The sequence below is a fragment of the Chromobacterium sp. LK11 genome (assembly GCF_001043705.1).
In the GTDB taxonomy this organism is placed as follows: Bacteria; Pseudomonadota; Gammaproteobacteria; order Burkholderiales; family Chromobacteriaceae; genus Chromobacterium; species Chromobacterium alkanivorans.
The window spans coordinates 208652-235101 of the sequence record NZ_LDUR01000012.1 but is presented as its reverse complement, the minus strand read 5'-3'; the positions used below and the strand labels follow the sequence as shown (position 1 = coordinate 235101).

Sequence of the window (26450 nt, the reverse complement as noted above, 5' to 3'; positions counted from 1 at the left end):
GCCGCCAGTATCCGCGCGCGGCATCTCCGCCGGATGACGAGAACATGGCGGAATCTTTACAGCGTCGCTAGAGCGCGGGCCAGCGCACCGCCAGCAGCAGCAAGAGGCCGATTTCGCACAACTCTATGCCCGCGCCCAGGCAATCGCCGGTCATGCCGCCCAGCTTGCGCAGCAGGAAGCGCCGCCAGGCCAGCGCCGCCAGCGGCGCCAGCAACAAGGACGGGGCCAGCCAGGCGGACAGCGCCGCCAGCAGCGCCGCGTTGACGGCCAGGCTGGGCCAGTGGCGTTTCCAGGCGAAGCGCTCGCCGCTGCCGGGCGCGATCGCCGGCAGGCTGGCCGACCAGTACACCGCGAAACAGCGGCACCAGGCGGGAGTCAGCAGCAGGCCCCAAGCCGGCGCCAGCTGCTTGGCCAGCAGCATCAGCAAGACCAGCTTGGCGACGACGGCCAGGATCAGCGCCAGCGCGCCGAAGCTGCCTACGTGGGGGTCTTTCAGCACCTCGAAGAAACGTTCGCGCGAGCGGTGCGCCGCGCCCAGCGCGTCGGCGAGATCGCCCAGGCCGTCCAGATGCAGGCCGCCGGTGACCCAGGTCCACGTCAACAGCGCCAGCAGCGCCGCCAGCCAGGGATCGCTGAGGCGGCCCAGGGTCAGCGCCGCCAGCAACAGCGCGCCGACGATCAGACCCACCGCGCCGAACCAGCGCGCGCTGTCGGCCAGCCATTCGGGCTTGAATTCGCGCAACTGCGGCGTGGGCAGGCGGGTCAGGAACTGCAGCGCCAGAATCAGTCCGCGCACGGGGCTTCCAGCCGCATCAGATAGGCCGGATGCCCGTCCAGGATGGACAACTGGGCAAAGCCGCCGCGCTGCACCGTCATCAGCTTGGCCACCGAGAAATCCGCGCCCAGCAGCTCCGCCAGCAAAGTGGTGATGACGCCGCCGTGGGTGACCAGCACGCGGTGGCTGCCGTTGGCCGTGGTCATCCATTCGGACAGGCCGGCCAGCACCCGGGTGCGGAACGCCTCGTAGGGCTCGCCGCCGGGTGGAGTCAGTTCGCCGGCGGCCAGCTTGGCGCGCCAGTCCGGATAGCGCTGCGCCAGCACCTGCACGTCCATGCCGTCCCAGTCGCCAAAGTCCATTTCCGCGAAACGCGGGTCCACTTTCAGCGTCAGCGAACCGTGCAAGGCGTGCTGGACCGCGAACTCGCGGCAGCGTTGCAAGGGCGAGCTGGCCATCGCCGTCACCGGCGCCAGCGCGCAAATGCGTTGCCAGCTTTGCGCCATCTGAATGTGTCCCAGAGCGTTCAGCGGCAAATCGCAACTGCCGATCAAACGGCCGTCATGGTCGATCTCGCCGTGACGCAGCAGGGTCAGGGTATAGGGGTTCATTCCGCTTTTCCGGTGATGCCCGCCTCGGCGAAGGTGGCCATCTCGTTGTGCAGGCGTATGGCCATTTGCAGCAAGGGCACGCACAGCGCGGCGCCGGAGCCTTCGCCCAGATGCATGCCCAGGTCCAGCACCGGCTCCAGCTTCAGCGCGTGCAACGCCAGCAGGTGGCCGGTTTCCTCGGAGCGGTGGCTGGCCAGCAGCCAATCCCCCGCGCGCGGCTCCAGCGCCAGCGCGCATAGCGCGGCGGCGCTGGAAATGAAGCCGTCCACCAGCGCCGGAGCGCCCTGGGCGGCGCTTTCCAGATAGAAGCCGGCCATGGCGGCGATTTCCAGGCCGCCCAGCTCGGCCAGGGTTTCCAGCGCGGACAATTCGCGGCCGGCGACGCGGGCCAGCGCGGCGCGAACCACTTGGCGCTTGATCTCCAGGCCGGCCTCGTCCAGGCCGGTGCCGCGGCCGACGATGCGCTCCGGCGGCAAGCCCGCCAGCCGGCAGATCAGCGCGGCGGACGCGGTGGTGTTGCCTATGCCCATGTCGCCGGCGATCAGCAGGTTGGCGCCGCCGGCCAAGGCGCGGCGCGCGGCCTGGCGGCCCACCTCCAGCGCGGCTTCCGCCTGCGCCGGCGTCATTGCGGCCTCCCTGGCCAGATTGCCGGTGCCGGCCCGCACTTTGGCGTGGACGATGGGCAGCGCGGAAACGTCGCTGAGCACGCCGGCGTCCACCACCTCCAGCCTGGCGTCCAGGCTTTGCGCCAGCACGCAGATGGCCGCGCCGCCATTGGCGAAATTGCGCACCATCTCGCCGGTCACCACCGACGGATAGGCGGACACGCCTTCCGCCGTCACGCCGTGATCGCCGGCGAACACCGTGATGGCCGGCCGCAGCGGGTCCGGGCAGGTCTTGCCCTGCCAGGCGGCGAAGCGGCAGGCCAGCTCTTCCAGCCTGCCCAGGCTGCCCGCCGGCTTGGTCAATGTGGCCTGACGGGCGCGGGCGGCCTGGTAGGCGGCGAAATCGGGTGAGCGAAAGGTGTCGGTGAATGTCATGGGATGGCCAGCTCCAGCCTGGATGAGAGAGTGATTCAGCGGCGACTTTAAGCGATAGCCCGGCGCGGGGGCAACCCACAGCCGATGGACGATTTGATCCTAACTAAACATATTTCTTTTGGCACCATCCCGTCGGGATGCTCTCCGGTATAATCCGGAACCTGCAGGTGTCCGCGGCTTGAGCGCCGCGGATGAAACGGGAAGCCGGTGCAAAACCGGCGCTGCCCCCGCAACGGTAAGGCCTGGCGTGCAGGAAGCGGTGCAAGCGAGTCGCGATTGACTGGCGAGCCCTTGAACCTGAACGCCCAGGCGATGCAACGGCCACTGTCCATCGGATGGGAAGGCGCATCGCCGCAAGGCCCAGCCCGGAGACCGGCCTGCTGGCATGCGCGATCATGGAGACAACACTCGCGCCCGCCGAATGGCCGCCCGGAAGGCGCGCCACGCTGGAGTATCGCGGGGAGGCGATCCGACAGACGGCCCGGCGTCCTGCCGCGGCGTCCCCCTTTTCATGCCTTCTTCGCACTCTTCCTAACAATGCCGCCGCGGCGGCCAGATCATAAAAGTGGAGTGTGTTTCATGTTCAAGCCCCAACAATGCGCGTTGCTGGTCTCGCTGGCCTGCGCCGGCCAGGCCTATGCCGCCAATGTGCCCGAGTTCTCCGGCGATCCGGTGATTGTGACGGCGAGCCGAGTGGCGCAACCGCTGTCGCGTACGCTGGCCGATGCTACCGTGGTCACGCGCGAGGAAATCGAAGAAAGCGGCGCGCAAACCCTGCAGCAAGTGCTGTCACGCCAGGCGGCTGTCTCGATTGCCAGCAATGGCGGTCCTGGCAGCGCCAGCAGCATTTATATCCGCGGCAACAAGGATAGTCATACGGTGGTGCTGGTGGACGGTGTGCGGATTTATTCCGCCACGCTCGGCACTACGGCGATTCAGAACATCCCGTTGGCGCAGATCGAGCGCATTGAAATTCTGCGCGGACCTGCATCCAGTTTGTACGGCGCAGATGCCATCGGCGGGGTGATTCAGATATTCACTCGCAAAGGCGAAGGCGAGCCGCGTTGGAACGCGGGGGTGGAGTTTGGCAATCGAGGCACTGGCAAACTAACGGCTGGGGTGGCGGGGAAGTCGGGAAATACCGCTTATAGCCTGCAGTTGTCGCATGCCCAAGCTGACGGTTTTTCGGCGACGAATTCACGCAATACGTATTACTACAACCCGGACAACGATGGCTACAGCAATGATAGCTACGCCGCTAGCGTGACGCAGACCTTGTTGCCTGGCCATGACTTGACTGTGCGCCTATTCCAGACCTTCGCTGAGGCTGACATTGACTATACCAGTGCGTGGAAGGGGCAGGATCGCTCCAAATCGCGTTTGACAGGACAGAGCGTCGAATCAAAAAATCGCTTCAACGATGTTTGGACCAGCACTCTGCGTTTTGCCCGCAGCCAAGACAAGTCTGAGGAGTTCCACAACGGCAATTTCGACCGGCGCGCCAGTTTTTTCCAGACTACGCAGAATGAATGGCAGTGGCAGAACGACTTGAATACCAAGGTTGGCGTATTTATTTTGGGCGCCTCCCATTTGGATCAGAAAGTCGCTAGCGATGGCACCTATACCAAAAACACCCGCACCACCAATGCCGGATTTGTGAACTATCAGTTGGACTTGGGCAAGCATCTTCTGCAAGCTAGCCTTCGAAACGATCATGATGATCAATTTGGGGGGAAGATGACCGGTAAAGCCGGTTATGGCTATCGTTTCGCCGATGGCTGGTTGGCGCGAGTCGGCTATGGCACAGGGTACAAGGCTCCATCCTTCAATGATCTCTACTATCCGGGCAGTGGCAACCCTAATCTGAAGCCGGAAAATTCAAAGAACACAGAGCTGGCCCTGCAATACCGAAAAGACGGTCGTTCGGCTAGCTTGACCCTGTTTCAGAACAAAGTGGAGCAGTTGATTCAGTGGACACAAATGGATCCCGCTGATTTCAATTCATGGCGCCCGAGTAATGTTGATCGCGCAACGATCCGGGGGCTGTCATTGGAAGCGGCGGCCCAATGGCTCAGTATCGACTGGCAAGGTAACCTGACGTTGATGGACGCGCGAGACGATAAGACAGGCAATTGGTTGGCAAACCGGCCGCGCCAGAGTGCCAGCTTTTCAGCTTCTAAACAGTGGGAAAAGTGGACTTTGGGGGCCGAACAGCAAATCGCATCGCGCCGAGCTGGAGATGCGGCTAACTCGGAGGCAAAAGCGCTGCATGGTTACGGCGTGACCAATGTTTTTGCCAATTATCGCTTTGCCAAAAATTGGACTGCCACGGCTCGAGCGGACAATCTGTTCAATCGCGAATATGAAACCGCTTATGGGTACAACACCGGCGGACTGGGCGTCTTCCTTGGGGTTCGTTTCAGTCAGTAAGGAATCTCCATGCCCCACCTGATCACCGGCGGCGCGCGCAGCGGCAAGAGCCGCTACGCCGAAGCCCTGGCTCTGGCCCATCCGGGCCCGGTCTGCTATCTGGCGACGGCCGAACTGCACGGCGACGACGCCGAGTTTGTCGCCCGCGTCGAGCATCATCGCCGGCGGCGTCCGACGCAGTGGTCGCAGGCGGAAGGCGGCCGCGGGCTGGCCGCCGAACTGCGCCGCCGCGACGCGGCGGGCGGGTTGTTGCTGATCGATTGCCTGGGCATGTGGCTGATGCGCTTTTTCGACGAGGACGGCGATTTCGACGCCGCCGGTTTCGAACAAGAGCGCGCCGAGCTGCTGACGGCGCTGGAACAGGCTCGGGGCGAGGTGCTGCTGGTCAGCAATGAAATCGGCTGGGGCGTGGTGTCGGCCAGCGCCCAGACCCGTTGCTTCGTCGACGAGCTGGGACGCTTGAACCAACAGGTGGCGGCGGTCTGCCGGCGGGTGACGCTGGTGGCCTGCGGCTTGCCGCTGGTTTTGAAAGGCGGGGAATGAAACGCTTGCTGGGTTTGACGCTGCTGCTGAGCGCGTTGCCGGCGCCGGCCGCGGTCAGCGTCCAGGACGGCAGCGGCCGGACCATCACGCTGGCGCAGCCGGCGCAAAGGATTTTGACCCTGGTGCCGCACGCCACGGAAATGCTGTACGCGATAGGTGCCGGCGACAAGCTGGTGGCCACGGTGGAGCATAGCGACCACCCGGACGCGGCCAAGCGCCTGCCGCGAGTGGGCAGCTTCACCGGTTTCAGCCTGGAGGAAGTGATGCGCCAGCGGCCGGACCTGGTGGTGGCCTGGCGCGACGGCGGCGCGCCGCGCGAACTGGAGCGCCTGCGCGGCCTGGGCATCCCCGTCTATCTGAGCCACCCTTTGCAGCCGGACGACGTGGCCAAGGAAATGCTGGCGCTGGGGCGCTTGACCGGCGCGGACGCGGGGGCCGGCAAGGCTGCCGCCAGCTATCGCCAGCGGCTGGCGGATCTGCGCCGGCGCTACGGCGCGCGCGTGCCGGTGCGGGTGTTCTACCAGGTCAGCCAGACGCCCATCTTCACCATCAGCGATCAAAGCTTCATGGGGCCGCTGATTCGCCTGTGCGGCGGCGTCAATGTGTTCGGCGAGCTTAAGCAGCCGGCGGCGCAAGTGTCCGCCGCCACCGTGGTGACCGCGCGTCCGCAGGCGATTCTGGCCGGAGACGAGGCCAGCCTGCGGATGTGGCGTCGCTGGCAAGCGCTGCCGGCGGTGGCCAAAGACGCGCTGTTCGCCTTGCCGGGCGACGCCATGGTGGTGCCCGGCCCGCGGCTGGCGGACGGCGCGGCGGCCCTGTGTCTCGCGCTGGACACAGCGCGGCAGCGGCTGGGTTTGACGGCCAAGTGAGCGCCGGCTATCCTCGCCGCCATGGACAAGGAACTGGAATATCTCGAGTCGCGGGTGACGGCGTTGGTGGCCCGCATTCGCGAGCTTGAAACACAAAACGGCCGTTTTGCCGAAGCGCTGTCCGAGGCGCTGCGCGACAATGCGGAGCTGAACTTCAAAGTCAACGAAACCCGCGCGCGGGTGGCGGCTCTGGTCGAGCGCCTGCCCAAGGCGTCGGAGGATGCGGAATGAGCGACGTGGCTCAGGTTGAAATCGAACTGCTGGGACGTTCCTTCACCATCGGCACCCCGGCGGAAGAGAAGGAAACGCTGCAAGAGGCGGTGCGCCTGCTGGCCGGCAAGATCGAAATGATCCAGCAACACGGCAAGGTGATGGACGCCGACAAGATCGCCATCATGGCGGCCCTGAACATCGCTCACGATTTGTTGAAGACAAAAGTGGGAGAGGGCTTGGAGATGGCGGCGTTTCAGCGTAAAATACGCAGTATGAGCGAAGCCGCCGACCAGGCGCTCCGCGAAAGCCAGCAAGCGCTGTTTTGAATCAGCCGCCTGTTGGCGAACACCAAGGTCAGTACCCCCTGCGGTGTTTGTGAAGGCACACAATTCCTTTGTACCAATGCGTTCGCTTCAGGTTGCCAGCGTGAGTCATGGGCGTGCCGCGTCCTCTTGAGGATGCGCCCGAAATGACTGGCAGGCGGCCCTCCCTGGAAACAGGGTACAAGCGAATTTTGCCCGAACGACACTCGCGGGGGCTCCCCCCTCTGCCATGACCGCACCTTTCCTTGCTTCCGATCCGAATGCCCTCGACAAGCCCGCATTGCGCAGGCGAATTCGCCGCGCGCGCCAGGCGCTGAGCCCTCGTGATCGCTTGCAGGCGATGCAGGCGATCGCCCGTCACGCCTCGCGGCTGCTCAAGCGCGGCAAGCGCGTCGGCGCCTATCTGGCCGCCGGCTCTGAGCTGGATCTGGAAATTCTGATGAGCGCCGCGCTGTGGCGCGGCGCGGAAGTCTATCTGCCGCAGATTCCGCGGCGCGGCCGCCGGCTGTGGTTCAGCCGGCTGGGCGCGGCGGACCGCTGGTATCTGCACCCGCGTTACCGGATCGCCGAATACGACGGCCCGGCGCTGCGCGCCGAACGGCTGGACGTGCTGTTCGTGCCGCTGCTGGCCATCGACGCCGACGGCTACCGCATGGGCCAGGGCGGCGGCTTCTACGACACCACGCTGGCTTTCCGCCAGCGCGCGCGTCAGTTCGGCAAGCCCCTGCTGGTGGGCGTGGCCTACGACTGCCAGCGCGTCGAGCGCGTGCCGCGCGAACCGTGGGACGTCCGGCTCGATTACCTGCTGACCGAATCCGGCCTGCGTCGGCTCCCTTTGGGGCCGGAATGCCGATAGCTGTCGTCTTCCTGGCCGTTTTGCCGGTGTTGGCCCTGCTGGGGCGCTTGGAGTGGGCGGCGGTATGGCTGTATGCGGGCCTGAGTCTGCTGTGCTTCGTCCTGTACTGGCGCGACAAGCGGGCGGCGGAGCGCGGCGGGCCGCGCACGCCGGAAGCCAGGCTGTTGTGGCTGGGCGTTTTGTGCGGCTGGCCCGGCGGGCTGATGGCGCGTCGGCTGTTCCGCCACAAGACCGTCAAGCAACCATTCCGGCTGCTGTTCTGGTGCGGCGCGGCCTTGAACCTGGCCTTGCTGGGCGGCTGGCTGTATCTGCGCGCGGCTTAGAACTCGTTTGCGCTCCGCTGCGCGCAGTGAGGCGGGTACGGGCCGCCGGCGTTGAAAGCCCCGCCATCTGCCGCCGCGCGGCGGACTTTGAACAGGCGCTCAGCGCCAGGGGCGGCGGCCGTAGTCGCCGTAATAGCCATAGGCCGGCGTCACCACGACGGGCGCCGGGCGCACCACCATCGGCGTGGGCCTGACCACCACCGCGCGGGGCGGGGCCACCACGCAGGCGCTCAAGGCGCCGCTCAGCAACAGGCCCATCATCAGCTGTTTTTCACGCGTTTTCATGATCTTTCCTCTCGATCCTGGTTTTGAACGCCCTTGCGGGGCAGTGAAGACAGCCTAAGCCGCAATCTTTCCAGTAAGATTGAGCAAGCGTTAACCCTTTCCCTGACTGATTAACAGACATTGCCCATGCGATACTGGCTGATGAAGTCCGAACCGGACGATACCTCGATCGACGATCTCGCCGCCGAGCCCGAACGCTTGTTTGAGTGGACCGGCGTGCGCAATTACCAGGCGCGCAACTTCATGCGCGACGGCATGCAAACCGGCGACCGGCTGCTGTTCTGGCACTCGTCCTGCCCGGAGCCCGGGGTGGCCGGCCTGGCGGAAATCGCCGCCGCCGCTCATCCGGATTCCAGTCAGTTCGATCCGGAAAGCCCTTACTACGACCCCAAATCCTCTCCCGACGCGCCGCGCTGGCTGGCGGTGGACGTGCGTTTCCTGCGCAAGACCCGGCTGCTGTCCCCGGCCGAGCTGCGCCAGCACCCGCCGCTGGCGGAAATGACGGTGCTCAAGCGCGGCAACCGGCTGTCCATCACGCCCTTGAGCGAGGACGAATGGCGCTACATCACTGAACAACTGCTGGCATGCTGAGCGTTCCGCTGGTTCTGGCGCTGCTCGCCTGCGGCGCGGTGGCCGGCTTCCTGGCCGGCCTGCTCGGCGTCGGCGGCGGCCTGGTCATCGTGCCGGTGGTGTTGGGCGTCTTGTCCGCGGCGCAGCTGGGCGGCGACCACGCCCAGCATCTGGCGGTGGGCACTTCGTTGGCGGTGATGATGTTCACCAGCCTGTCCAGCGTGCGCGCCCACCATAAGAGGGGAGCGGTGGACTGGCGCATCGTGCGGGCGATGGCGCCGGCGATGGTGGTCGGCACCTTGCTGGGCAGCCTGGTGGCCGGCGCGATCTCCGGGTTGGCGCTGAAATGGTTCTTCGTCGGCTACGCCTATCTGGTCGCCGTGCAGATGTTCTTCAACCTCAAGCCGCAGGCCAGCCGAGGCATGCCGGGCCAGGCCGGGCAATGGGGCGCCGGCGGGCTGATCGGCATGGTCTCCAGCTGGGTGGGCATAGGCGGCGGCTCGATGAGCGTGCCCTTCATGAGCTGGTGCAATGTGCCGGTGCACACCGCCATCGCCACCAGCGCGGCGCTGGGCTGGCCCATCGCCGTATCCGGCGCCGTCGGCTACCTCTACAGCGGCTGGGGCGCGGCCGGCTTGCCGGACGGCGCTCTGGGCTTCATCTATCTGCCGGCGACGCTGGCGCTGATGTTGATGACGGTGCTGATGGCCCCGTTGGGCGCGCGCGCCGCGCACAAGCTGCCGGTGGCGCGCTTGAAGCAGGTGTTCGCCGGCTTGATGGCGGCGATGGCCAGTGAGATGTTGTACAGCCTGCTGCACCGTTGAGGCGCAGCGTGTTTCCCCCGAATCCGTGATGGAGAAGCCATGTTGTATCCGCCGATAGCGCCGTTCGCCAGCGGCATGTTGCCGCTGGACGGCATGCATGCGATGTATTGGGAGCAATGCGGCTCGCCGCAGGGCTATCCGGCGCTCTATCTGCACGGCGGGCCGGGCGACGGCTGCGTGCCGGCCTGCCGCCAGCTGTTCGACCCCGGCTTTTACCGCGCGGTGTTGTTCGATCAGCGCGGCAGCGGCCGCTCGACGCCGCGCGGCGAGCTGCGCGACAACAGCACCGCCCATCTGGTGGCGGACATCGAACGGCTGCGCGAGCACTTGGGCATAGAGCGCTGGCTGGTGTTCGGCGGCTCCTGGGGCAGCACGCTGGCGCTGGCTTACGCTCAGGCGCATCCGGAAAGGGTCAGCGGCCTGATTCTGCGCGGCATCTTCCTCGGCGAGCGCCGCGAGATCGACTGGTTTCTGCACGGCATGGGCCAGTTCTTTCCCGAGGAGTGGCAACGTTTCGTCGCGCCGATCCCGGAAGCCGAGCGCGGCGACTTGCTGGCCGCTTACTACCGGCGCCTGACCGATCCCGACCCGGCTGTGCATCTGCCGGCCTGTCGCGCCTGGGGCCGTTACGAGGGCGCTTGCGTCGCGCTGCGGCCCAACGCCGACGCCGCCGAGCGCGCCGGCAGCGAATACGTGGCCTTGTCGCTGGCGCGGCTGGAGGCGCATTACTTCGTCAACCGCGTGTTTCTGCCGGAAGGCGCGCTGCTGGACGGGCTGGCGCGCATCCGCCATATCCCCGCCGCCATCGTGCAAGGCCGTTACGACGTGGTCTGCCCGCCGGCCACTGCGCTACGGCTGGCCCAGGCCTGGCCGCAAGCCCACTACGAACTGGTGGAGGCCGCCGGCCATTCGCTGTGGGAGCCGGACATCCTGGACGCGCTGCTTCGGCAGCTGGAGCGCTTTCGCGACGCCCATCTGGCCGGCCGGGTTTGAATCGGCGCAACTAATTAGCCGCAGCGGGGGTCGAACCCAGCTTTCCACTTCAACCGGATGCAAGGATGGACATGAAAGCGATGATGCTCTGCGCCGCGGCCGCCTTGGCCGCGATTCCCGCCGCCGCCTCCGCCTACAGCGACGAAGCGCGGCTGCCGTTCGCCGGCCAGCCGGGCGAACTGCCGCTTGAGGTCGTGCTGCGTTTCGCCAAGAACCGGCTGGGCGAAGACGGCCAGTTCGAATACCGCAGCCTGAAAGTGATACAGATCAGCCCGCCGGAAGCCTTCGACAAAGCCAGCATCGCCTTGCTGCGCGAAGGCCTGATGGACGACAGCGTCAAGGGCACGCGCCAGCGTTTCCAGCTCAGCCGCGAAGACAATGTATGGACCCTGCGCGCGGTGAAGGAAGACTTCTCCTGCTGGCGAGGCCGCAAAGGCTGGGGCGTCAAGCCCTGCCCGTGACGACGACAGGCTGAGACGCCGGCCAAGCATTTGTTTTTTTGGGGTCTTATCGCGGGAGCGAAGACGCCGTTATAATGGGGGCAACCTTTTTGCGGACGGGCTATCCGGAGCGCTGCTTATCACTGGCGCCTTCGGGCAGCCCGCCTTTTGTATTTCCGCCTTTTGAATTTCAGAGTCCAGACAAAGATCGCCATGCAAGAACAATACAGCCCGCGCGCGGTGGAAGCCGCCGCCCAGCAGAAATGGCAGAAGACTGCCGCCTTCAAAGCCGTGGAAGACGCGTCGCGTCCCAAGTACTACGCGCTGTCGATGTTCCCGTATCCGTCCGGCAAGCTGCACATGGGCCATGTGCGCAACTACACCATCACCGACGTGCTGGCCCGCTTCAAGCGCCTGCAAGGCTTCAACGTGCTGCAGCCGATGGGCTGGGACGCCTTCGGCCTGCCGGCCGAAAACGCCGCGATGAAAAACGGCGGCGCGCCGGCGGCCTGGACCTACGCCAACATCGAGTACATGAAGCAGCAGCTGGACAGCCTGGGCTTTGCCCTGGACTGGGAGCGCGAGCTGGCCACCTGCAAGCCGGACTACTACCGCTGGGAGCAGTGGCTGTTCACCCGCCTGTTTGAAAAAGGCGTGATCTACAAGAAAAACGGCGTGGTCAACTGGGACCCGGTGGATCAGACCGTGCTGGCCAACGAACAAGTGGTGGACGGCCGCGGCTGGCGCTCCGGCGCGCTGGTGGAAAAGCGCGAAATCCCGATGTACTACTTCCGCATCACCGACTACGCCGAGCAGCTGCTGGCGGACCTGGACAAGCTGGACGGCTGGCCGGAGCAGGTCAAGACCATGCAGCGCAACTGGATAGGCAAGAGCTTCGGCTCCGACGTGGCCTTCGCCTACGACGAAGCCAGCATCGGCCACGCCGGCCAGCTCAAGGTCTACACCACCCGTCCGGACACCCTGATGGGCGCCACCTATGTGGCGGTGGCCGCCGAACATCCGCTGGCCACCCAGGCCGCGGCCGGCAAGCCGGAGCTGCAAGCCTTCATCGCCGAATGCAAGGCCGGCTCCGTGGCCGAGGCCGATGTGGCCAAGATGGAAAAGAAGGGCATGGACACCGGCCTGTTCGTCGTTCACCCGCTGACCGGCGCCAAGCTGCCGGTATGGGTGGCCAACTACGTGCTGTGGGGCTACGGCGAAGGCGCGGTGATGGCGGTGCCGGCGCATGACGAGCGCGACTTCGAGTTCGCCAACAAATACAGCCTGCCGATCCAGCAGGTCTACGCGCCGGCCAGCGGCGACGACAACTTCGACGCCGCCGCCTGGCAGGACTGGTACGCCGCCAAGGACGACAGCATCCGCACCGTGGGCAGCGGCAAATACGACGGCCTGAACTTCGCCGCCGCCTTCGACGCCATCGTCGGCGATCTGGAAGCCAAGGCCGCCGGCCAGAAGAAAACCCAATACCGCCTGCGCGACTGGGGCATCTCCCGTCAGCGTTACTGGGGCTGCCCCATCCCCATCATCCACTGCCAGAGCTGCGGCGATGTGCCGGTGCCGGAAAAAGACCTGCCGGTGACGCTGCCGGAAAACGTGATTCCGGACGGCGCCGGTTCCCCGCTGGCCAAGATGCCGGAATTCTACGAAACCAGCTGCCCGAAATGCGGCGGCGCGGCCAAGCGCGAAACCGACACCATGGACACCTTCGTCGAGTCCAGCTGGTACTACGCGCGTTACGCCTCGCCCAAGTGCGACACCGCGATGGTGGACAAGAAGGCGGCCGACTACTGGCTGCAAGTGGACCAGTACGTGGGCGGTATCGAACACGCCATCCTGCACCTGCTGTACGCGCGCTTCTTCCACAAGCTGATGCGCGACGAAGGCCTGGTGTCCAGCGACGAGCCGTTCAAGAGCCTGCTGACCCAGGGCATGGTGGTGTGCGAAACCTTCTACCGCGAACTGCCCAACGGCGCCACCGACTGGATCGCGCCGCAGGACGTGGTGCTGGAGCGCGACGCCAAGGGCAAGATCGTCGCCGCCAAGCACCGCGTCGACGGCCAGCCGGTGGTGGTGGGCGGCATCGAGAAAATGTCCAAGTCCAAGAACAACGGCGTGGACCCGCAGGAATTCATTGAAAACTACGGCGCGGACACTGCCCGTCTGTTCATGATGTTCGCCGCGCCGCCGGAGCAGAGCCTGGAGTGGTCCGACGCCGGCGTGGAAGGTGCGTTCCGCTTCCTCAAGCGCTTGTGGAAAGCGGCGAACGAACATGTCGCCGCCGGCCTGGCGCCGGGCTACAGCGGCGGCGAACTGTCCGCCGGCCTGAAAGACCTGCGCTTCAAGCTGCACGCCACCATCCAGAAAGTGGCCGACGACTACGGCCGCCGCCAGCAATTCAACACCGCCATCGCCGCGGTGATGGAACTGCTGAACACCTACGACAAAACCGACAAGTCCGGCGACGCCGGCCGCGCGGTGGCGCAGGAAACGCTGGAGGCCGTGGTGCTGCTGCTGTCCCCCATCGTGCCGCATATCTGCGACGCGCTGTGGAACGCGCTGCGTCCGGGCAGCGAACTGCTGCAACAAGCCTGGCCGAAAGTGGACGAGAGCGCTCTCGTCAAGAGCGAGATCGAACTGATGGTGCAGGTGGGCGGCAAGCTGCGCGGCAGCGTCACCGTGGCCGCGGACGCGGCCAAGGACGCGATCGAAGCCGCGGCGCTGGCGCACGAAAACGTGCAGAAGTTCATGGAAGGCAAGCCGGCCAAGAAAATCATCGTGGTGCCGGGCCGCCTGGTCAACATCGTGGTGTAAACCGGCGTGGCCCGGTCCAGCGCGCTGGACCGGGTCAGGCAAGCATAGTTTCCCGATAAGGAATCGCGAATGAGACTTTCCCTGCAATGGTTGTGGCTGGCGCTGCTGGCCGTCACGCTGAGCGCCTGCGGCTTCCACCTGCGCGGCCTGGGCGGCCCGATGAAGCCGCTGCCGTTCGCCTCGCTGTATTTCGACGGCGGCGGCACCGCCGTGACCGGCGACGTGCGCACCGTGCTGGCGCGCGACCCGCGTCTGCAACTGCTGGACAATCCCAAGCAGGCCGAGGCGGTGGTGACCATCCTCAGCGAAAACCAGGCCAAGGACATCCTGACCCTGAACGTGGGCGGCAAGATCAACGAGTACCAGCTGACCTACACCGCCGTGGTGCGCACCTTGCTGTTCGGCGTGCCGGTGGAGCCGGACATGAATGTGGTGGTGCGCCGCAGCATGAACTACTCGGACAGCGCTATTCTCGGCAAGGAACAGGAAGAGGCGCTGATCTGGGCCGACGCCCGTCGCGACGCGGCAGAGCAGATCGTCCGTCGTCTGGCCTACCTGAAAAAGCCGGCCGCCGCGCCGCTGACCGGCCCGCAAAGCCTGAAGCCCGCCGATGCCCAGCCTAAGCCCTGACGCGCTGATCGCGGCGCTGGGCAAAGGCCTGGCGCCGTTGTACCTGATCCACGGCGAGGAAGCGCTGCTGGCGCTGGAAGCCGCCGACGCGCTGCGCCAGGCGGCGCGCGAGCAAGGCTATCAGGAGCGCGAAGTGCTGACGGTGGAGGCCGGTTTCGACTGGTCGCAGCTGCGCGACGCGATGAGCAGCGTCTCGCTGTTCGCCGAGCGCAAGCTGCTGGAAATCCGCATCCCCAACGGCAAGCCCGGCACCGAAGGCGCCGAGGCGCTGCAACAGCTGGCGGCTCAGCCGCCGCAGGACACGGTGACCCTGATCACCCTGCCCAAGCTGGAGCGCGCGCAGCAGCAGTCCAAGTGGTTCCAGGCGCTGGAAAAGCTGGCGGTGACGGCGGAGGCCCGATTGGTGAGCCGCGCCGAACTGCCCAGCTGGATCACGCGCCGGCTCAAGGCCCAGGGTCAGGTGCTGGGCGGCGAGGCGCTGGCGTTTTTTGTTGATCGCGTCGAAGGCAATCTGCTGGCTGCGCGCCAGGAAGTGGACAAGCTGGCCTTGTTGTACCCGGCCGGCGAACTGACGCTGGAGCAACTGCGCGCCGCGGTAGCCAATGTGGCCCGCTTCGACGTGTTCCACCTGTCCGAATCCTGGCTGGCCGGCGACGTGCCGCGAGTGCTGCGCATGCTGGACGGTCTGATGGCCGAAGGCGAAGCGCCGGTGCTGGTGTTGTGGTCGCTGACCGAAGACGTGCGCATGTTGCTGCGTCTGCGCCAGGGCCTGAAGGATGGGCGCAACGCGCGCGACATGTCGCGCGAACTGCGTTTGTGGGGCGACAAGCAACGTCTGGCCGAGCCGGCCTTGCGTCGCATCGGCCCGCGCAAGCTGATGACCGCGCTGGACGAATGCGCGCGCATAGACCGTCAGATCAAGGGCGTGGAAACCGGCGACCCCTGGCAGACCATGCGCGGGCTGGCGGGCCTGCTGGCCGCTTGAGCCGGCGGGCAACTTACCGAGATTCGCGCCCCGTGCGCGGCAAACAGGAGAGCACCATGGCTTTATTCGATTCCTTGAGCGGTTTGCTGTCCGGCGGCGCGGAAGGCGGCGCCGGCGGAGCCTTGCAGGCCTTGCTGCAACAGCAGGGCGGCTTGTCCGGCCTGCTGGAGCAATTCCAGCAAGGCGGCCTGGGCGAGCTGGTGTCGTCCTGGGTGGGCCAGGGCGGCAATCTGCCGGTGTCCGCCGAGCAGATCCAGCAAGTGTTGGGCTCGGAGCAGTTGTCCGGCCTGGCCGAGAAGTTCGGCCTGGAACAGGGCCAGCTGTCGCAGCTGGTGGCCGAGCATCTGCCCGGCCTGGTGGACAAGCTGACCCCCAACGGCCAACTGCCGCAAGGCGACGATCTGCTGTCCCAGGGAGCGGATCTACTCAAGGGTTTGTTCCGCTGATCCCACCCATCCATGCAATAACGCCGGCCGCGAGAGACTCGCCGCCGGCGTTTTTCATGCCTTTGGCCGGCCCGCTTGCAAGCGGGATCAGGTCGGCCAAGGAATCCGTTCTGAGAACGTGTTTACGATCTCGCGAGCTAAGGCGAGACAAGGCGAAAACCGCTGAGAAAGCGGAATGTACATAAGGTACATGAGCATTTCGAAGGGGTTTTCAACGCCGTATCGCCGACGCGCAGCAGGTCGTAAACAGGTTCTTAATGATGATGGCCGGCCGCGCCTGCCGCCGTCACCGTCAACTCCGCCGCCGGGCTCTTCAGCTCATGCGCGTCCTGGCCGGCGGCCGGAATCTCCGCCCAGTTGGTCTCGCCCTGCTCGCATTGCTGCTTTACCTTGAAGAACAGCTTGCCCGGCTGGGCGGCGATCTTGGCCTGGAACACGAACTCATCGTAGAAATTGGACGGCAGCTTGCCGCCTTTCCAGGTGATGCGAGTCACATCCTCGCTCACCTTGCGGCCGTAATTGTCGAAAGGCTTGACCGCGCTCTTGACCACTTCCACTTCCCAGCCGGCTTTCGGCATCGGCTGCGCCAGGCGCACGCCTTCCGGCAGCTCCACGCTGACGGCGGTGGTGGGGCTGCCGTTGCAGCCGTGGCCGATTTTCAGCACGCCCTTGTAATAGCTGCCGCTGGCGACGGTGGGCGTTTCCAGGGTGACGTGGGCGAAGGCGGAACCGGAAGCGGCCAGCAAGGCCAGCAGGGCGAGTTTTTTCATGGAAGCTCTTTGCGGATCAAGGTTAGCGCCGTTGCCGGCCAGGGGCGGCAAATGCGAATGAGGATTGACCGCATCAGTTTAGCGCCTGCTCATTCCTTTCGCATGCGACAAAGTGTCGCATAGTTCGTATGAGAATAATGCATTTGTAACGTCATTGTCATGGCCGCTATACTGGTCCGCCCACCCAATGCTTCAGGAGCAGTCATGATGGTTCGTGCTTTATCCGCGGCAACGCTAATGATGCTTTCCACTCATGGCTGGTCCGCAGGCGGCTACAGCGGTCTTGGCGCCGCCAGCGTCAGCGCCGAAGACGTGGCGCGCTACCGCGCCGCGCCGCTGCCGGCGGAACTGAGCCGCAAAGTGCAGAACATGCTGGATCTGCGCGCGCCCGGCGCCGGCGTGCTGGCCCCGGACGGCAAGGCCTTGTACTTCAGCTGGCGCGTCACCGGCGTGCCGCAGGTATGGAGGCTGGACGGCCCGCAGCGCTTCCCGGTGCAGCTGACCGGCGGCGAGGACGCCACCCTGATTCAGGAGGTCAGCCCGGACGGGCGCTGGCTGGTGCTCAGCCGCGACCGCAAGGGGGAGGAAAACCCCGGCCTCTATCTGCAAGCCGCCAACGGCGGCGCGCTGCGCGAAGTGCAGCACAAGGCCGGCGTGCAAACCCAATTCCAGTTTCTCAGCAAGGACGGCCAATGGCTGTACTACCGCAGCAATGACGAGCGGGCCGACAGCTACACCCTGTACCGCTACCGGCTGGCCGACGGCCGCCGCGAGCGCCTGTTCGGCGAGCGCGGCGCCTGGAGCATCGCCGGCCACCGCGACGACGGCCGCCTGCTGCTGCAAAAGACGCTGAGCAACGCCAGCGCCGAATTCTATCTGTGGACGCCGGACGGCAAGCCCGTGCAGCCGCTGCTGGGTCAGGGCGAAACCACCGACTACCGGATGGATTTTGGCCTGCGCGACGGCGAATACCTGGTGAGCACCAATAAGTTCGGCGAATACCACCGTCTCTATCTATGGCGCGCCGGCGCGTTCCAGCCGCTGACGCCGGAGACGCGCGGCGACGTCCAGAACCTGGACATCGACCGCGAGCAGGGCCGCGTCTACTACACGCTGAGCCAGGACGGCTACGGCAAGGCGCTGGCGCTGGACGGCCGCCGCGCTTACCGCGCGCTGAAGTTGCCGGCCTTCCCCGGCGCGGCCCAGGTCAATGTGGTTAACCTCAGCCGCGACGGCCGCTACGTCAATTTCAGCGTGGAAACCGACACCGCGCCGGCCAGCAGCCATGTCTGGGACAGCAAGAGCGGCAAGCTCAGCCAATGGCTGCTGCCGTCCGCGCCGGAGCTGGACACCCGCGGCTTCGCCAAGGCCAGCCTGGAAAATTATCCGGCGCGCGACGGCACGCCGATTCCAATGTTCGTGCGCCGGCCGGCCCGCTGCGCGGCCACGCCCTGCCCGGTGGTGGTCAACTTCCACGGCGGCCCGGAAGGGCAGAGCCGCGCCGGCTTCTCGCCGCAGGCGCAGTTGTTCGTCGACGCCGGCTTCATCTATGTGCAGCCCAATGTGCGCGGCTCCATCGGCTACGGCAAAACCTGGCTGGACAGCGACAACGGCCCGCGCCGGCTGCAAGTGCTGTCCGATATCGAAGACGCCGCGCTTTACATCCGCAGCCAGTGGGGCGCGGCCGGCGCGGCGCCCAAGATCGGCGTGATGGGCGGCAGCTACGGCGGCTACTCCACGTTGGCGGCGATGACCATCTTCGCCGGCGCCTACGACGCCGGCGTGTCCAATGTCGGCATCGCCAACCTGGTCAGCTTCCTGCAAAACACCGCGCCTTACCGCCGCGCGCTGCGCGCCGCCGAATACGGCGACCTGGAACGCGACCGCGCCGCGCTGGAGCAATTGTCGCCCATCAACCATATCGACAAGCTGCGCGACCCGCTGCTGATCATCCAGGGCGTCAGCGATCCGCGGGTACCGGTGGGCGAGGCGCTGCAAATGTATCGCGCCATGGCCGGCAAGGGCGTGGACGGCGGCCTGATCCTGTTCCCGGACGAAGGCCACGGCGCGGCCAAGCGCGAAAACCAGGTGCTGCAACTGGGCCATAGCCTGTGGTTTTTCCAGCGTCACCTGTTGGGGCAGAATGGAGGCGGCGCCGCCAAAGCCGGCCGCGCCGAACCGGGAGAAAAACATGAGTCCACAGGCGCTTGAAGACTACCTGCACCAACACATCCCGCTGTCCGCCGCGATGGCGGTCGGCGTGGCCGAGGCCAGCGGCGATAGCGTGATCCTGCGCGCGCCGCTGGCGCCCAATATCAACCACCGCGCCACCGTGTTTGGCGGCAGCGCCTCGGCGGTGGCCATCCTCGCCGCCTGGTGTCTGGTGTTCATGCGCTTGCGCGAACGCGGCTTGCCGGGCCGCGTCATCATCCACGGCAACAGCATGCGTTACGACAAACCCATCGCCGCCGGCTTCCTGGCTCGCGCCGCCGCGCCGGAGCCCGCCGCCTGGGACAAGCTGGAGCGCGCCTTGCGGCGCGGCCGCATGGGGCGGCTGAGGCTGGCGGTGGCGCTGGAATGCGACGGCGAAGCGGTGGGCGGCCTGGACGGCGAGTTCGTGGTGCTGCCCGGAGAAGGGGATTCCCAAGACTGAAACACGCCCCGCGGTGGCGCGGCATCGCTTATCAAACTTTAAATCCAATCTGAATAGCTTATTTTTTGTGCTAAAAAGAAATATCTTGTGCCGGGTTGGGTTGAGCGATAGCCAAAATAACCGCGTCTCGGCGTTCCGGCCGCAACCGCGCCGCAACGCCGGCAGGCGTGCGCTGGGGGAGGCCGATGGCGTTAAAAGCGCAGAAGGAGCTGGAACTGGTGCTGCGTCTATTGCAGCGTAAGGGTTTGCACGCCGTGGACCGACAGTCCTGGCCGCCGCCGCTGCCGGATGTCGGCGCCACCCTCAGCGACGGCCGGCGCATCGCTTTTGAAGTGACGGAAGTGCATGCGGACGAGCATCTTTTTGGCGGCGGCAAAGGCTGTCTGCGCGCGCGCGAGGTGCGCCAGGCGTTACAGGGCGAGGATGTGGACATCAGCGTGCCCAACGCGCCGATCGCCGCGATCAAATACCGGATTCAGGCCAAATGCGTGAAGCGTTACACGGCCAAGCCCGGTTATGAATTGAGCCTGCTGCTGGCGGCCAATATTCCACAGTTCGGCGGCGTGGCCGCCACCACTCTGTTTCCCGCCTTCATCCAGGAAGCGGCGCTGACCGCCGCCACTCACGATTTGCTGGAGTCGTCGGCCTTCGAGCGGGTTTACCTGCATCTGATCCAGCCCGGCGTCTTGTATGAGTGGAGCAAGCAGGAGGCCTGGGTGGAAATGGCGAAGACGACGGACGAGGCGGCTCGCCCGCCTTTCTGGGCGGAGCCGCTGCTCGGCGGCGTCTGTTGGCAGGGTAGCGCGTCCTGAAAGACAGGACGCGCGTTTTCATTCCGGCTCGTGTTTGCGGTAGCCGTCGTTCCACACACTCCTTAAGCGTGACGCGCAAGGAAAGGCGGCGGGGCTTGGTGGGTATCGCCTGCGGCTCCACCCACCCTACAAATACCCCCGACCAAACCTCCTGCCGTAGGGTGGGTGGAGCGTAGCGATACCCACGCGGAAATGCGATGGGACCGATGCTTGGATCTTGGCGGCGGGGTTTGGTGGGTATCGCCTACGGCTCCACCCACCCTACAAATACCCCCGACCAAACCTTCCACCGTAGGGTGGGAGGAGCGCAGCGATACCCACGCGGAAACGCGATGGGACCGATGCTTGGATCTTGGCGGCGGGGTTTGGCAGGTATCGCCTATCGGCTCCACCCACCCTACAAATACCTCCGACCAAACCATCCGCCGTAGGGCGGAGCGCAGCGATACCCACGCGGAAACGCGATGGGACCGATGCTTGGACCTTGGCGGCGGGGTTTGGTGGGTATCGCCTTTCGGCTCCACCCACCCTACAAATACCCCCGACCAAACCATCCGCCGTAGGGTGGGTGGAGCGCAGCGATACCCACGCGGAAACGCGATGGAACCGATGCTTGGACCTTGGCGGCGGGGTTTGGTGGGTATCGCCTACGGCTCCACCCACCCTACAAGCCCGCCCGACCCAAGCTCTCGCCGTAGGGTGGGTGGAGCGCAGCGATACCCACCAGCTAGGGTCAGCGATTGCGCAGGCGGATGCGGCGGAAGCGTGCTTCCAGCTTGAGCCGCTGTCCCAGCGCCAGGTAGATCTGGTGTTGGCTATCGACATGGCGGTAAACCCGGACCCGGTCCGCGCCCAACAGCATGATGATTTCCAGGTAGTTGAAAAAGCCCATCCACTGGCCGCGTCCATCGCGGTCGTCAAAGTCGATGTCGCGCGCCACGCGGCTGAGCAGGCCTTTGCCGACATACTCTCGATTGTCCTTCAGCCATTGCAACAGGTGGGCCGCGCATTCGCGGCCGTAGGCGTGGTCGGCGGGGTAGTCCTTGCTGGGCACGGGCATTTGCCAGTAATGCCGATAGGTACGGCCGGGGCAGAAGCGGACGAAGGGGAGCAGCGCTTCCTGCTGTTCCAGCGAGCGCAATTTGTAGCGACGACGACGGGGAAAGGTTTGAGCGTGATGCATGGTGTTTCTCCTGCTGTGACACAAGATAAACCACCTGCCTAGGAAGGCTGAGGTATTAGGCAGGCGCGTGGCAGGATTGGCGTACCGGGCTTAAACCAAACCGGTGAGTGCATGGCACTCTCCCACCATGCGCCTGCCAAATGGCGCGGCCATGGTAAAGCAGCCCGCACTGTATGCAGCGAGGGCCAGTTGGTTTAAGCGGACGGGACGCCAATCCCGTGTGCCGCTAGTTTGGCGGCAACCTGGGGATTGTTGCCGAGGGGGCCGGCGGGGTCAAGGTGGGGTGGTTGCTTTGTTTGAGCGTGGCTTACTTGTTGAGTGATCTGGTTTTGAATCCGCTGCGCGGATATTGATTTAGGTGCCGCTTTCCGCGCGGCGAACGGGGAGGGGGCGGGCCGCCGCCCCCTTCCAGCCCCCCTCGTCCCCCAGGACGCGAAACCCCGAAGAAAAAGGGGCCTGCAAGGCGCGGCTGAACTCGCGATTTGCTAGCGTCAAATCGCTCAAACAAAGCAGCCGCTTAAAACCTTGCAGACCCCTTTTTCTCCGGCGCGCCCCGAGGGGACACTTGGTCGCTACACGAGGTGGTCAATTTTCTAGATAGGGGATGGTTGATTTGCCGCCTGGGTTGCTCTGTGGGTAACTTGGCTCCATTGCTCTTGTCTGTGGATAAGCTTTGTTTCCTAAAAGTAAGCATGTATCCGATGCGCCCCTGGTCCCTTCAAGCCTGCCGTCGGGTGGCAGGTCCGAGGTCTTAAGCGGCTGCCCTGTTTGAGCGATTTGACGTTAGCAAATCGCGAGTTCAGCCGCGCCTCGGGCCTGACGGGACCCGGCGGGAAGCCGTAGGCCAGGCTTGCAGGGTGGCCTTTAGGAGTGGAGAGGATATTTGGCCAAGCAAATATCCTCTCCCTGCTCGCCGGGCAGCCCCGGCAATGAAAATCATCATCCGCGCAGCGGATACAAGCTTATGCACTGGCAATAGTGCTGCTTGCTCTAGCGGCTGGACGTCGGCCCCCATTTCGCCAGAATCTCGCGCTCCTCCTGGGTCATCTGGGTCAAATTGGCCAGCGGCATGTATTTGGACGCCACCGCCTGCTTGATTCTGTGGGCGTTGCTGACGATTTCCTGCGCGTCGTCAAACTTCAAGCCGGCCGGCGGCGCCACGAAGCCGGCCTGGCTGGGCGTGGCCGAGTGGCAGGATAGACAGCGGTTCTGGATGATGGCGTGAATCTGACGCAGTCGGGCGTCGGCCGCCGTTTCCGTCGCCGCCGGCAGCGGGGAGCTTGCCGCGGCCTTGGTGGGAGCTGACGTCGCGGCTTGCGGGGCGGCGGGCGCGCTGCCGGGCAGGGGCGGCGCGGCCAACAATGCCACGCCGACCAGCAACAGGCCGCCCAGCGCCGGCAGCAGTGGCCGCTTGCGGCCGGAGTGGCGCAGCACGAAGTATTGCCGGATCAGCGCGCCGGACAGGATGAACAGCACCATGATCAACCAGGCGTGGGGGTTGCCGTAGGTGAAGGAGTAGTGGTTGCTGATCATCAGGAACACCGCCGGCAGCGTGAAATAGGTGTTGTGCACCGAGCGCTGCTTGCCGCGCAGGCCGTCCAGCGGATTGGGTTTGTCGCCGGCCCGGATGGCGCGCACCATCCGGCGCTGACCGGGGATGATCCAGAACAGGACATTGGCCGACATGCAGGTGGCCATCACCGCGCCGGTGATCAGGAAGGCGGCGCGGCCCTGGAAGATCTGGCTGCTGGCATAGGCTACCAGCGTCATCAGCAACGCCACCGCCAGGCTGAGCGGGCCGTCGCGGTTCATATTGGGGCTGATGCGGCGGCAGAGCTGGTCGTAAGCCAGCCAGCCGCCCAGCAGGAAGCCGGTGGCGATCAGCGCGGCCTGGCCGCCGGACAAGGCCGCCGCCCAGGCCCAGGGGCTGGCCGGGTTGACCAGATAGAAGGAGGCGTTGAACAGGTAGAGCAGGGAGAACAGGCCGAAGCCGGACAGCCAGGTGGCGTAGGATTTCCAGAACGACCAGTGCAGCTTGTCGTCCAGCGGGAACGGCGGCTGGCCCAGGTATTTCTGGTTGTGGTAAAAGCCGCCGCCGTGCACGGCGAACATCTCGCCGTGCAGGCCGCGCCGGGCATCGGCGGCGGAGGGCGGGGACAGGCTGTTGTCCAGCATGACGAAGTAAATCGATTCGCCTATCCAGGCGATGGCGGCGATCACGTGCAACCAGCGCAGCAGCAGGTTGCCCAGCTCCAGCAGGTAGTTTTCCATGGCGAGGTTTCCGGGTGGGGGACGGGAACAGCGTCAACTGCCGCGATAGGTGGAGTAGGACCACGGCGTCACCACCAGCGGCACATGGTAGTTTTCGTCCGCATTGGCGATGCCGAAACGCAACGCCACCTGGTCCAGGAAGCGCGGCTCCGGCAGCTTCACGCCCTGAGCGGCGAAGTAATCGCCGGCATGGAACAGCAGTTCGTACACGCCGGCGCGCAGTGATTCGCCTTCCAGCAGCGGGCGCTCGCAGCGGCCGTCGCGGTTGGTGGTCGCGTCGGCCAGCAATTGGCGTTGTTCGCCGTCCAGCCGGTACAACTGGCAGCGCACGCCCGCTGCCGGCTTGCCGTGCATGGTGTCCAGCACATGGGTGGATAGTTTGCCCACGGTTGTTTCTCCTTTGTTGTACGGCCCGATCTGGCGGACCTGTTGTCGATCTTGTTGTTCGCGATGGCGATTTAAAATTGTCGACAATTTGTGTTGACGATAGTGTTTGCCCACGACAATAATTGTCAACAAAATTCTGAAGGCATAGAGCAGGATATGGAAATACCGGGAGGAGACATGTTGCATTCCGCTAACGGAACGTCCGCCGCCACCGCGCCCAGGGCGTCCACCCTGGTGGGCGACGGCGCGCCGAGCAATGACGCCGACCGCCTGTACTGGGAAATCTTCGACGCGGTGATAGACCAACGGCTGCTGCCGGGGGTCAAGCTGACCGAGGCGGTGCTATGCGACGCCTTCCAGTGCTCGCGCAGCAGCGCCCGCAGCGCGCTGGCCCAGTTGGCGCACGACAAGATTGTCGATATCCAGCCCAATCGCGGCGCTTTCGTCGCCAAGCCGGACGAGAAGGAAACCCGCGATGTGTTCGAGGCGCGGCGCATGGTGGAGGCGGCGATTCTGGACAAGCTGCTGGCCTTGCCCGATCTGGCCGAGCGTCTGCCGCCGATGCGGCGCATGGTGGCCGACGAGCGCGCCGCTTTCGAACGCGGCGACCGGGTCAGCTGGATTCGCCTGTCCAACGCCTTCCATGTGCACTTGGCGCGGCTGGCCGACAACGAGGTGCTGACCGAGCTGATGCACGGCCTGTGTTCGCGCACCTCGCTGATCATCGCTTTGTACGACGTGCCCGGCCGCAGCGCCTGCTCCTTCGACGAGCATGAGGCGATCCTGACGCGGCTGGAGGCCGGCGACCGCGCCGGCGCGGCGGCGGCGATGCACCATCATCTGGAGGACTGCGAACGGCGGATGAAGGTGGAGGCCCCTGGCCGGCTGGACCCGTGGACGGTGTTCAACCTCAAGCGCTGACAGCGGGAAGGATGGCCATGCAGGCGGATTATCCACGCGATTTGATCGGCTACGGCCGCGAGCTGCCGGAGGCCAACTGGCCGGGCGCGGCGCGCATCGCCGTGCAGTTCGTGCTCAATTACGAGGAGGGCGGCGAGAGCAATGTGTTGCATGGCGACGCCGGCTCTGAGCAGTTCTTGTCGGAAATCATCGGCGCGGAGGCCTATCCGGCGCGGCATCTGTCGATGGAGTCGATTTACGAGTACGGCTCGCGCGCCGGGGTCTGGCGCGTGCTGCGCGAGTTTGAGCGGCGCGGCCTGCCGTTGACGGTGTTTGGCGTGGGCATGGCACTAGAGCGGCACCCGGAGCTGGCCAGCGCGCTGGTGGAGCTGGGCCATGAGGTGGCCGGCCACGGCTATCGCTGGATTCATTACCAAGAAGTGGACGAGGCTGTGGAGCGCGAGCATATGCGGCGCTGCGTGGAGGCGATCCGCCGCCTGACCGGCCAGCGTCCGTCCGGCTGGTACACCGGCCGCGACAGCCCCAACACGCGGCGGCTGGTGGCGGACGACGGCGGTTTTCTCTACGACTCGGATTACTACGGCGACGACCTGCCGTTTTGGACCCGGGTGCGGCGCAGCGACGGCGGCGAGCAGCCGCATCTGATCGTGCCTTACGCGCTGGACACCAACGACATGCGCTTCGCCACCGCTCAGGGCTTTAATACCGGCGAGCATTTCTTCAGTTATCTGAAAGACGCGTTCGACGTGCTCTACGCCGAGGGCGCCGACAAGCCGCGCATGTTGTCGGTGGGGCTGCATTGCCGCCTGATCGGCCGGCCCAGCCGCTTCGCCGGCCTGCGCCGTTTTCTCGATTACCTGGAAGCGCATCCGCGGGTGTGGGTGTGCCGGCGGGTGGATATCGCCCGGCATTGGCGGGAAGCGCATCCTTTCACCGGAGACGGATCATGTCCTTGACGCTGGCGCAGTTGAACACGCTGCCGACGGAGCGCTTCACCGCCGCGCTGGGCGGCATTTTCGAGCATTCGCCCTGGGTGGCGGCGCAGGCGGCCGGCCTGCGGCCGTTCGCCAGCGTGGCCGATTTGCACGGCTGCATGCGGCGGCAGGTGGAGGAGGCGGGCGTGGAGGCGCAATTGCGCCTGATCCGCGCCCACCCGGAGCTGGCTGGCAAGGCGGCGCTGCACGGGGAGGTGACCGCCGAATCCGCCGCCGAGCAAGGCGGCGCCGGCCTGGACCGGTGCTCGCCGCAGGAACTGGAACTGCTGCGGCGGCTGAACGCCGACTACCGGGCGCGCTTTGGTTTCCCCTTCATTCTGGCGGTGCGCGGCTATCAGCGCGCCGACATCATCGCCGAGTTTCAGCGGCGGCTGGCCGCCGAGCCGGCAGCGGAGCGGCAGGCCTGTTTGCAGCAGATCTACCGGATCGCCGGCCTGCGTCTGGCCGAACTGATCGCCTAGCCGGAGCCG

General features: G+C 65.6%; 29 protein-coding genes, 1 other RNA gene and 1 riboswitch. Of the genes, 22 read left to right on the top strand and 8 right to left on the bottom strand.

The annotated features are described in order from the left end of the window. Positions 1-67: 67 nt before the first annotated feature. Genes cobS through cobT form a run of 3 tightly spaced genes read right to left on the bottom strand, consistent with a single transcriptional unit; the run spans position 68 to position 2426 of the window. Positions 68-796 carry an adenosylcobinamide-GDP ribazoletransferase gene (cobS, locus tag VK98_RS08730; protein ID WP_048413656.1) on the bottom strand — a complete coding sequence of 243 codons (729 nt, stop codon included), beginning with the start codon at positions 794-796 and terminating at the stop codon, positions 68-70. Next, the gene (locus VK98_RS08725; RefSeq protein WP_048413655.1) at positions 784-1386 is read right to left on the bottom strand and encodes a histidine phosphatase family protein; all 603 of its coding nucleotides are present in this window, start codon (positions 1384-1386) and stop codon (positions 784-786) included. The genes cobS and VK98_RS08725 overlap by 13 nt, the downstream gene beginning before the upstream one ends. Continuing rightward, entirely contained in the window at positions 1383-2426 is a 1044-nt protein-coding gene (cobT, locus tag VK98_RS08720) for a nicotinate-nucleotide--dimethylbenzimidazole phosphoribosyltransferase (protein WP_048413654.1), read from the bottom strand. Before cobT ends, VK98_RS08725 begins: the two co-directional genes overlap by 4 nt. A gap of 148 nt (positions 2427-2574) precedes the next feature. Then, positions 2575-2822: riboswitch (cobalamin riboswitch) on the top strand. A gap of 183 nt (positions 2823-3005) precedes the next feature. Here cobT and VK98_RS08715 point away from each other — a divergent pair. The 8 genes from VK98_RS08715 to VK98_RS08685 all read left to right on the top strand — a co-directional run bounded on the left by VK98_RS08715 (position 3006) and on the right by VK98_RS08685 (position 7983). Continuing rightward, positions 3006-4856, top strand: a complete 1851-nt coding sequence (locus VK98_RS08715) for a TonB-dependent receptor domain-containing protein (RefSeq protein WP_053077293.1) — start codon at positions 3006-3008, stop codon at positions 4854-4856. 9 nt (positions 4857-4865) lie between these two features. Then, complete coding sequence (cobU, locus tag VK98_RS08710; protein WP_048413653.1) at positions 4866-5399, top strand: bifunctional adenosylcobinamide kinase/adenosylcobinamide-phosphate guanylyltransferase; 534 nt, start codon at positions 4866-4868, stop codon at positions 5397-5399. Then, positions 5396-6268: a cobalamin-binding protein gene (locus VK98_RS08705; protein WP_048413652.1), complete on the top strand. Its 873-nt coding sequence runs from the start codon at positions 5396-5398 to the stop codon at positions 6266-6268. The genes cobU and VK98_RS08705 overlap by 4 nt, the downstream gene beginning before the upstream one ends. A gap of 21 nt (positions 6269-6289) precedes the next feature. Beyond that, on the top strand, positions 6290-6499 hold the full coding sequence (locus VK98_RS08700) for a hypothetical protein (protein ID WP_019101794.1): 210 nt from the start codon (positions 6290-6292) through the stop codon (positions 6497-6499). After that, a complete protein-coding gene (locus VK98_RS08695; RefSeq protein ID WP_019101793.1) occupies positions 6496-6807 on the top strand; it encodes a cell division protein ZapA in 312 nt (103 codons plus the stop codon). The genes VK98_RS08700 and VK98_RS08695 overlap by 4 nt, the downstream gene beginning before the upstream one ends. A 32-nt stretch (positions 6808-6839) precedes the next feature. Continuing rightward, positions 6840-7023: non-coding RNA, 6S RNA (ssrS, locus tag VK98_RS23280), on the top strand. Between the two features lie 61 nt (positions 7024-7084). After that, entirely contained in the window at positions 7085-7660 is a 576-nt protein-coding gene (locus VK98_RS08690; protein ID WP_231589233.1) for a 5-formyltetrahydrofolate cyclo-ligase, read from the top strand. Then, positions 7651-7983: a DUF1294 domain-containing protein gene (locus tag VK98_RS08685; protein WP_048413650.1), complete on the top strand. Its 333-nt coding sequence runs from the start codon at positions 7651-7653 to the stop codon at positions 7981-7983. Before VK98_RS08690 ends, VK98_RS08685 begins: the two co-directional genes overlap by 10 nt. A 99-nt stretch (positions 7984-8082) precedes the next feature. On the opposite strand, the gene VK98_RS08680 is transcribed toward VK98_RS08685, so the two are convergent. Then, on the bottom strand, positions 8083-8268 hold the full coding sequence (locus VK98_RS08680; RefSeq protein WP_048413649.1) for a hypothetical protein: 186 nt from the start codon (positions 8266-8268) through the stop codon (positions 8083-8085). Positions 8269-8394: 126 nt separating this feature from the next. On the opposite strand from VK98_RS08680, the gene VK98_RS08675 reads away from it, so the two are divergent. The 8 genes from VK98_RS08675 (at position 8395) to VK98_RS08640 (ending at position 15988) form a co-directional block, all read left to right on the top strand. After that, complete coding sequence (locus tag VK98_RS08675; RefSeq protein ID WP_048413648.1) at positions 8395-8859, top strand: EVE domain-containing protein; 465 nt, start codon at positions 8395-8397, stop codon at positions 8857-8859. Further along, positions 8853-9662 (top strand): sulfite exporter TauE/SafE family protein, encoded by an 810-nt coding sequence (locus tag VK98_RS08670; protein ID WP_048413647.1) that lies wholly within the window; start codon positions 8853-8855, stop codon positions 9660-9662. The genes VK98_RS08675 and VK98_RS08670 overlap by 7 nt, the downstream gene beginning before the upstream one ends. A gap of 39 nt (positions 9663-9701) precedes the next feature. Then, positions 9702-10655 (top strand): prolyl aminopeptidase, encoded by a 954-nt coding sequence (pip, locus tag VK98_RS08665; RefSeq protein WP_048413646.1) that lies wholly within the window; start codon positions 9702-9704, stop codon positions 10653-10655. A 71-nt stretch (positions 10656-10726) separates the two neighbouring features. After that, positions 10727-11116 carry a hypothetical protein gene (locus VK98_RS08660; RefSeq protein ID WP_156187796.1) on the top strand — a complete coding sequence of 130 codons (390 nt, stop codon included), beginning with the start codon at positions 10727-10729 and terminating at the stop codon, positions 11114-11116. A gap of 192 nt (positions 11117-11308) precedes the next feature. Continuing rightward, entirely contained in the window at positions 11309-13927 is a 2619-nt protein-coding gene (leuS, locus tag VK98_RS08655) for a leucine--tRNA ligase (RefSeq protein ID WP_048413644.1), read from the top strand. A 69-nt stretch (positions 13928-13996) separates the two neighbouring features. Continuing rightward, complete coding sequence (lptE, locus tag VK98_RS08650) at positions 13997-14557, top strand: LPS assembly lipoprotein LptE (protein ID WP_082158837.1); 561 nt, start codon at positions 13997-13999, stop codon at positions 14555-14557. Next, positions 14538-15542 carry a DNA polymerase III subunit delta gene (holA, locus tag VK98_RS08645; protein ID WP_048413643.1) on the top strand — a complete coding sequence of 335 codons (1005 nt, stop codon included), beginning with the start codon at positions 14538-14540 and terminating at the stop codon, positions 15540-15542. The genes lptE and holA overlap by 20 nt, the downstream gene beginning before the upstream one ends. A gap of 56 nt (positions 15543-15598) precedes the next feature. After that, the gene (locus VK98_RS08640) at positions 15599-15988 is read left to right on the top strand and encodes a YidB family protein (RefSeq protein WP_048413642.1); all 390 of its coding nucleotides are present in this window, start codon (positions 15599-15601) and stop codon (positions 15986-15988) included. Between the two features lie 254 nt (positions 15989-16242). On the opposite strand, the gene VK98_RS08635 is transcribed toward VK98_RS08640, so the two are convergent. After that, positions 16243-16758, bottom strand: coding sequence for a YcnI family protein (locus tag VK98_RS08635; protein WP_048413641.1), 516 nt, complete (start codon positions 16756-16758; stop codon positions 16243-16245). Positions 16759-16995: 237 nt separating this feature from the next. Between VK98_RS08635 and VK98_RS08630 the strand changes: the two genes are divergently transcribed. The 3 genes from VK98_RS08630 (at position 16996) to VK98_RS08620 (ending at position 20223) form a co-directional block, all read left to right on the top strand. Continuing rightward, a complete protein-coding gene (locus VK98_RS08630) occupies positions 16996-18969 on the top strand; it encodes a prolyl oligopeptidase family serine peptidase (protein ID WP_197083001.1) in 1974 nt (657 codons plus the stop codon). Further along, on the top strand, positions 18950-19411 hold the full coding sequence (locus VK98_RS08625) for a YiiD C-terminal domain-containing protein (protein ID WP_048413640.1): 462 nt from the start codon (positions 18950-18952) through the stop codon (positions 19409-19411). The genes VK98_RS08630 and VK98_RS08625 overlap by 20 nt, the downstream gene beginning before the upstream one ends. Positions 19412-19596: 185 nt before the next feature. Then, positions 19597-20223 carry a hypothetical protein gene (locus tag VK98_RS08620; protein WP_048413639.1) on the top strand — a complete coding sequence of 209 codons (627 nt, stop codon included), beginning with the start codon at positions 19597-19599 and terminating at the stop codon, positions 20221-20223. A gap of 733 nt (positions 20224-20956) precedes the next feature. Here VK98_RS08620 and VK98_RS08615 read toward each other — a convergent pair. The 3 genes from VK98_RS08615 to uraH all read right to left on the bottom strand — a co-directional run bounded on the left by VK98_RS08615 (position 20957) and on the right by uraH (position 24064). Continuing rightward, positions 20957-21406 (bottom strand): hypothetical protein, encoded by a 450-nt coding sequence (locus tag VK98_RS08615; RefSeq protein ID WP_048413638.1) that lies wholly within the window; start codon positions 21404-21406, stop codon positions 20957-20959. 990 nt (positions 21407-22396) lie between these two features. Continuing rightward, positions 22397-23677 carry a urate hydroxylase PuuD gene (locus VK98_RS08610; RefSeq protein ID WP_048413637.1) on the bottom strand — a complete coding sequence of 427 codons (1281 nt, stop codon included), beginning with the start codon at positions 23675-23677 and terminating at the stop codon, positions 22397-22399. 33 nt (positions 23678-23710) lie between these two features. Further along, entirely contained in the window at positions 23711-24064 is a 354-nt protein-coding gene (gene uraH, locus VK98_RS08605) for a hydroxyisourate hydrolase (protein WP_048413636.1), read from the bottom strand. A gap of 177 nt (positions 24065-24241) precedes the next feature. On the opposite strand from uraH, the gene VK98_RS08600 reads away from it, so the two are divergent. From VK98_RS08600 to uraD, 3 genes are read left to right on the top strand one after another with little or no spacing between them, the layout of a single operon-like run. Then, on the top strand, positions 24242-24985 hold the full coding sequence (locus VK98_RS08600; protein ID WP_053077292.1) for a GntR family transcriptional regulator: 744 nt from the start codon (positions 24242-24244) through the stop codon (positions 24983-24985). 17 nt (positions 24986-25002) lie between these two features. Then, on the top strand, positions 25003-25941 hold the full coding sequence (puuE, locus tag VK98_RS08595; RefSeq protein WP_231589232.1) for an allantoinase PuuE: 939 nt from the start codon (positions 25003-25005) through the stop codon (positions 25939-25941). Continuing rightward, the gene (gene uraD, locus VK98_RS08590) at positions 25932-26441 is read left to right on the top strand and encodes a 2-oxo-4-hydroxy-4-carboxy-5-ureidoimidazoline decarboxylase (RefSeq protein WP_048413634.1); all 510 of its coding nucleotides are present in this window, start codon (positions 25932-25934) and stop codon (positions 26439-26441) included. Before puuE ends, uraD begins: the two co-directional genes overlap by 10 nt. Positions 26442-26450 lie beyond the last annotated feature (9 nt).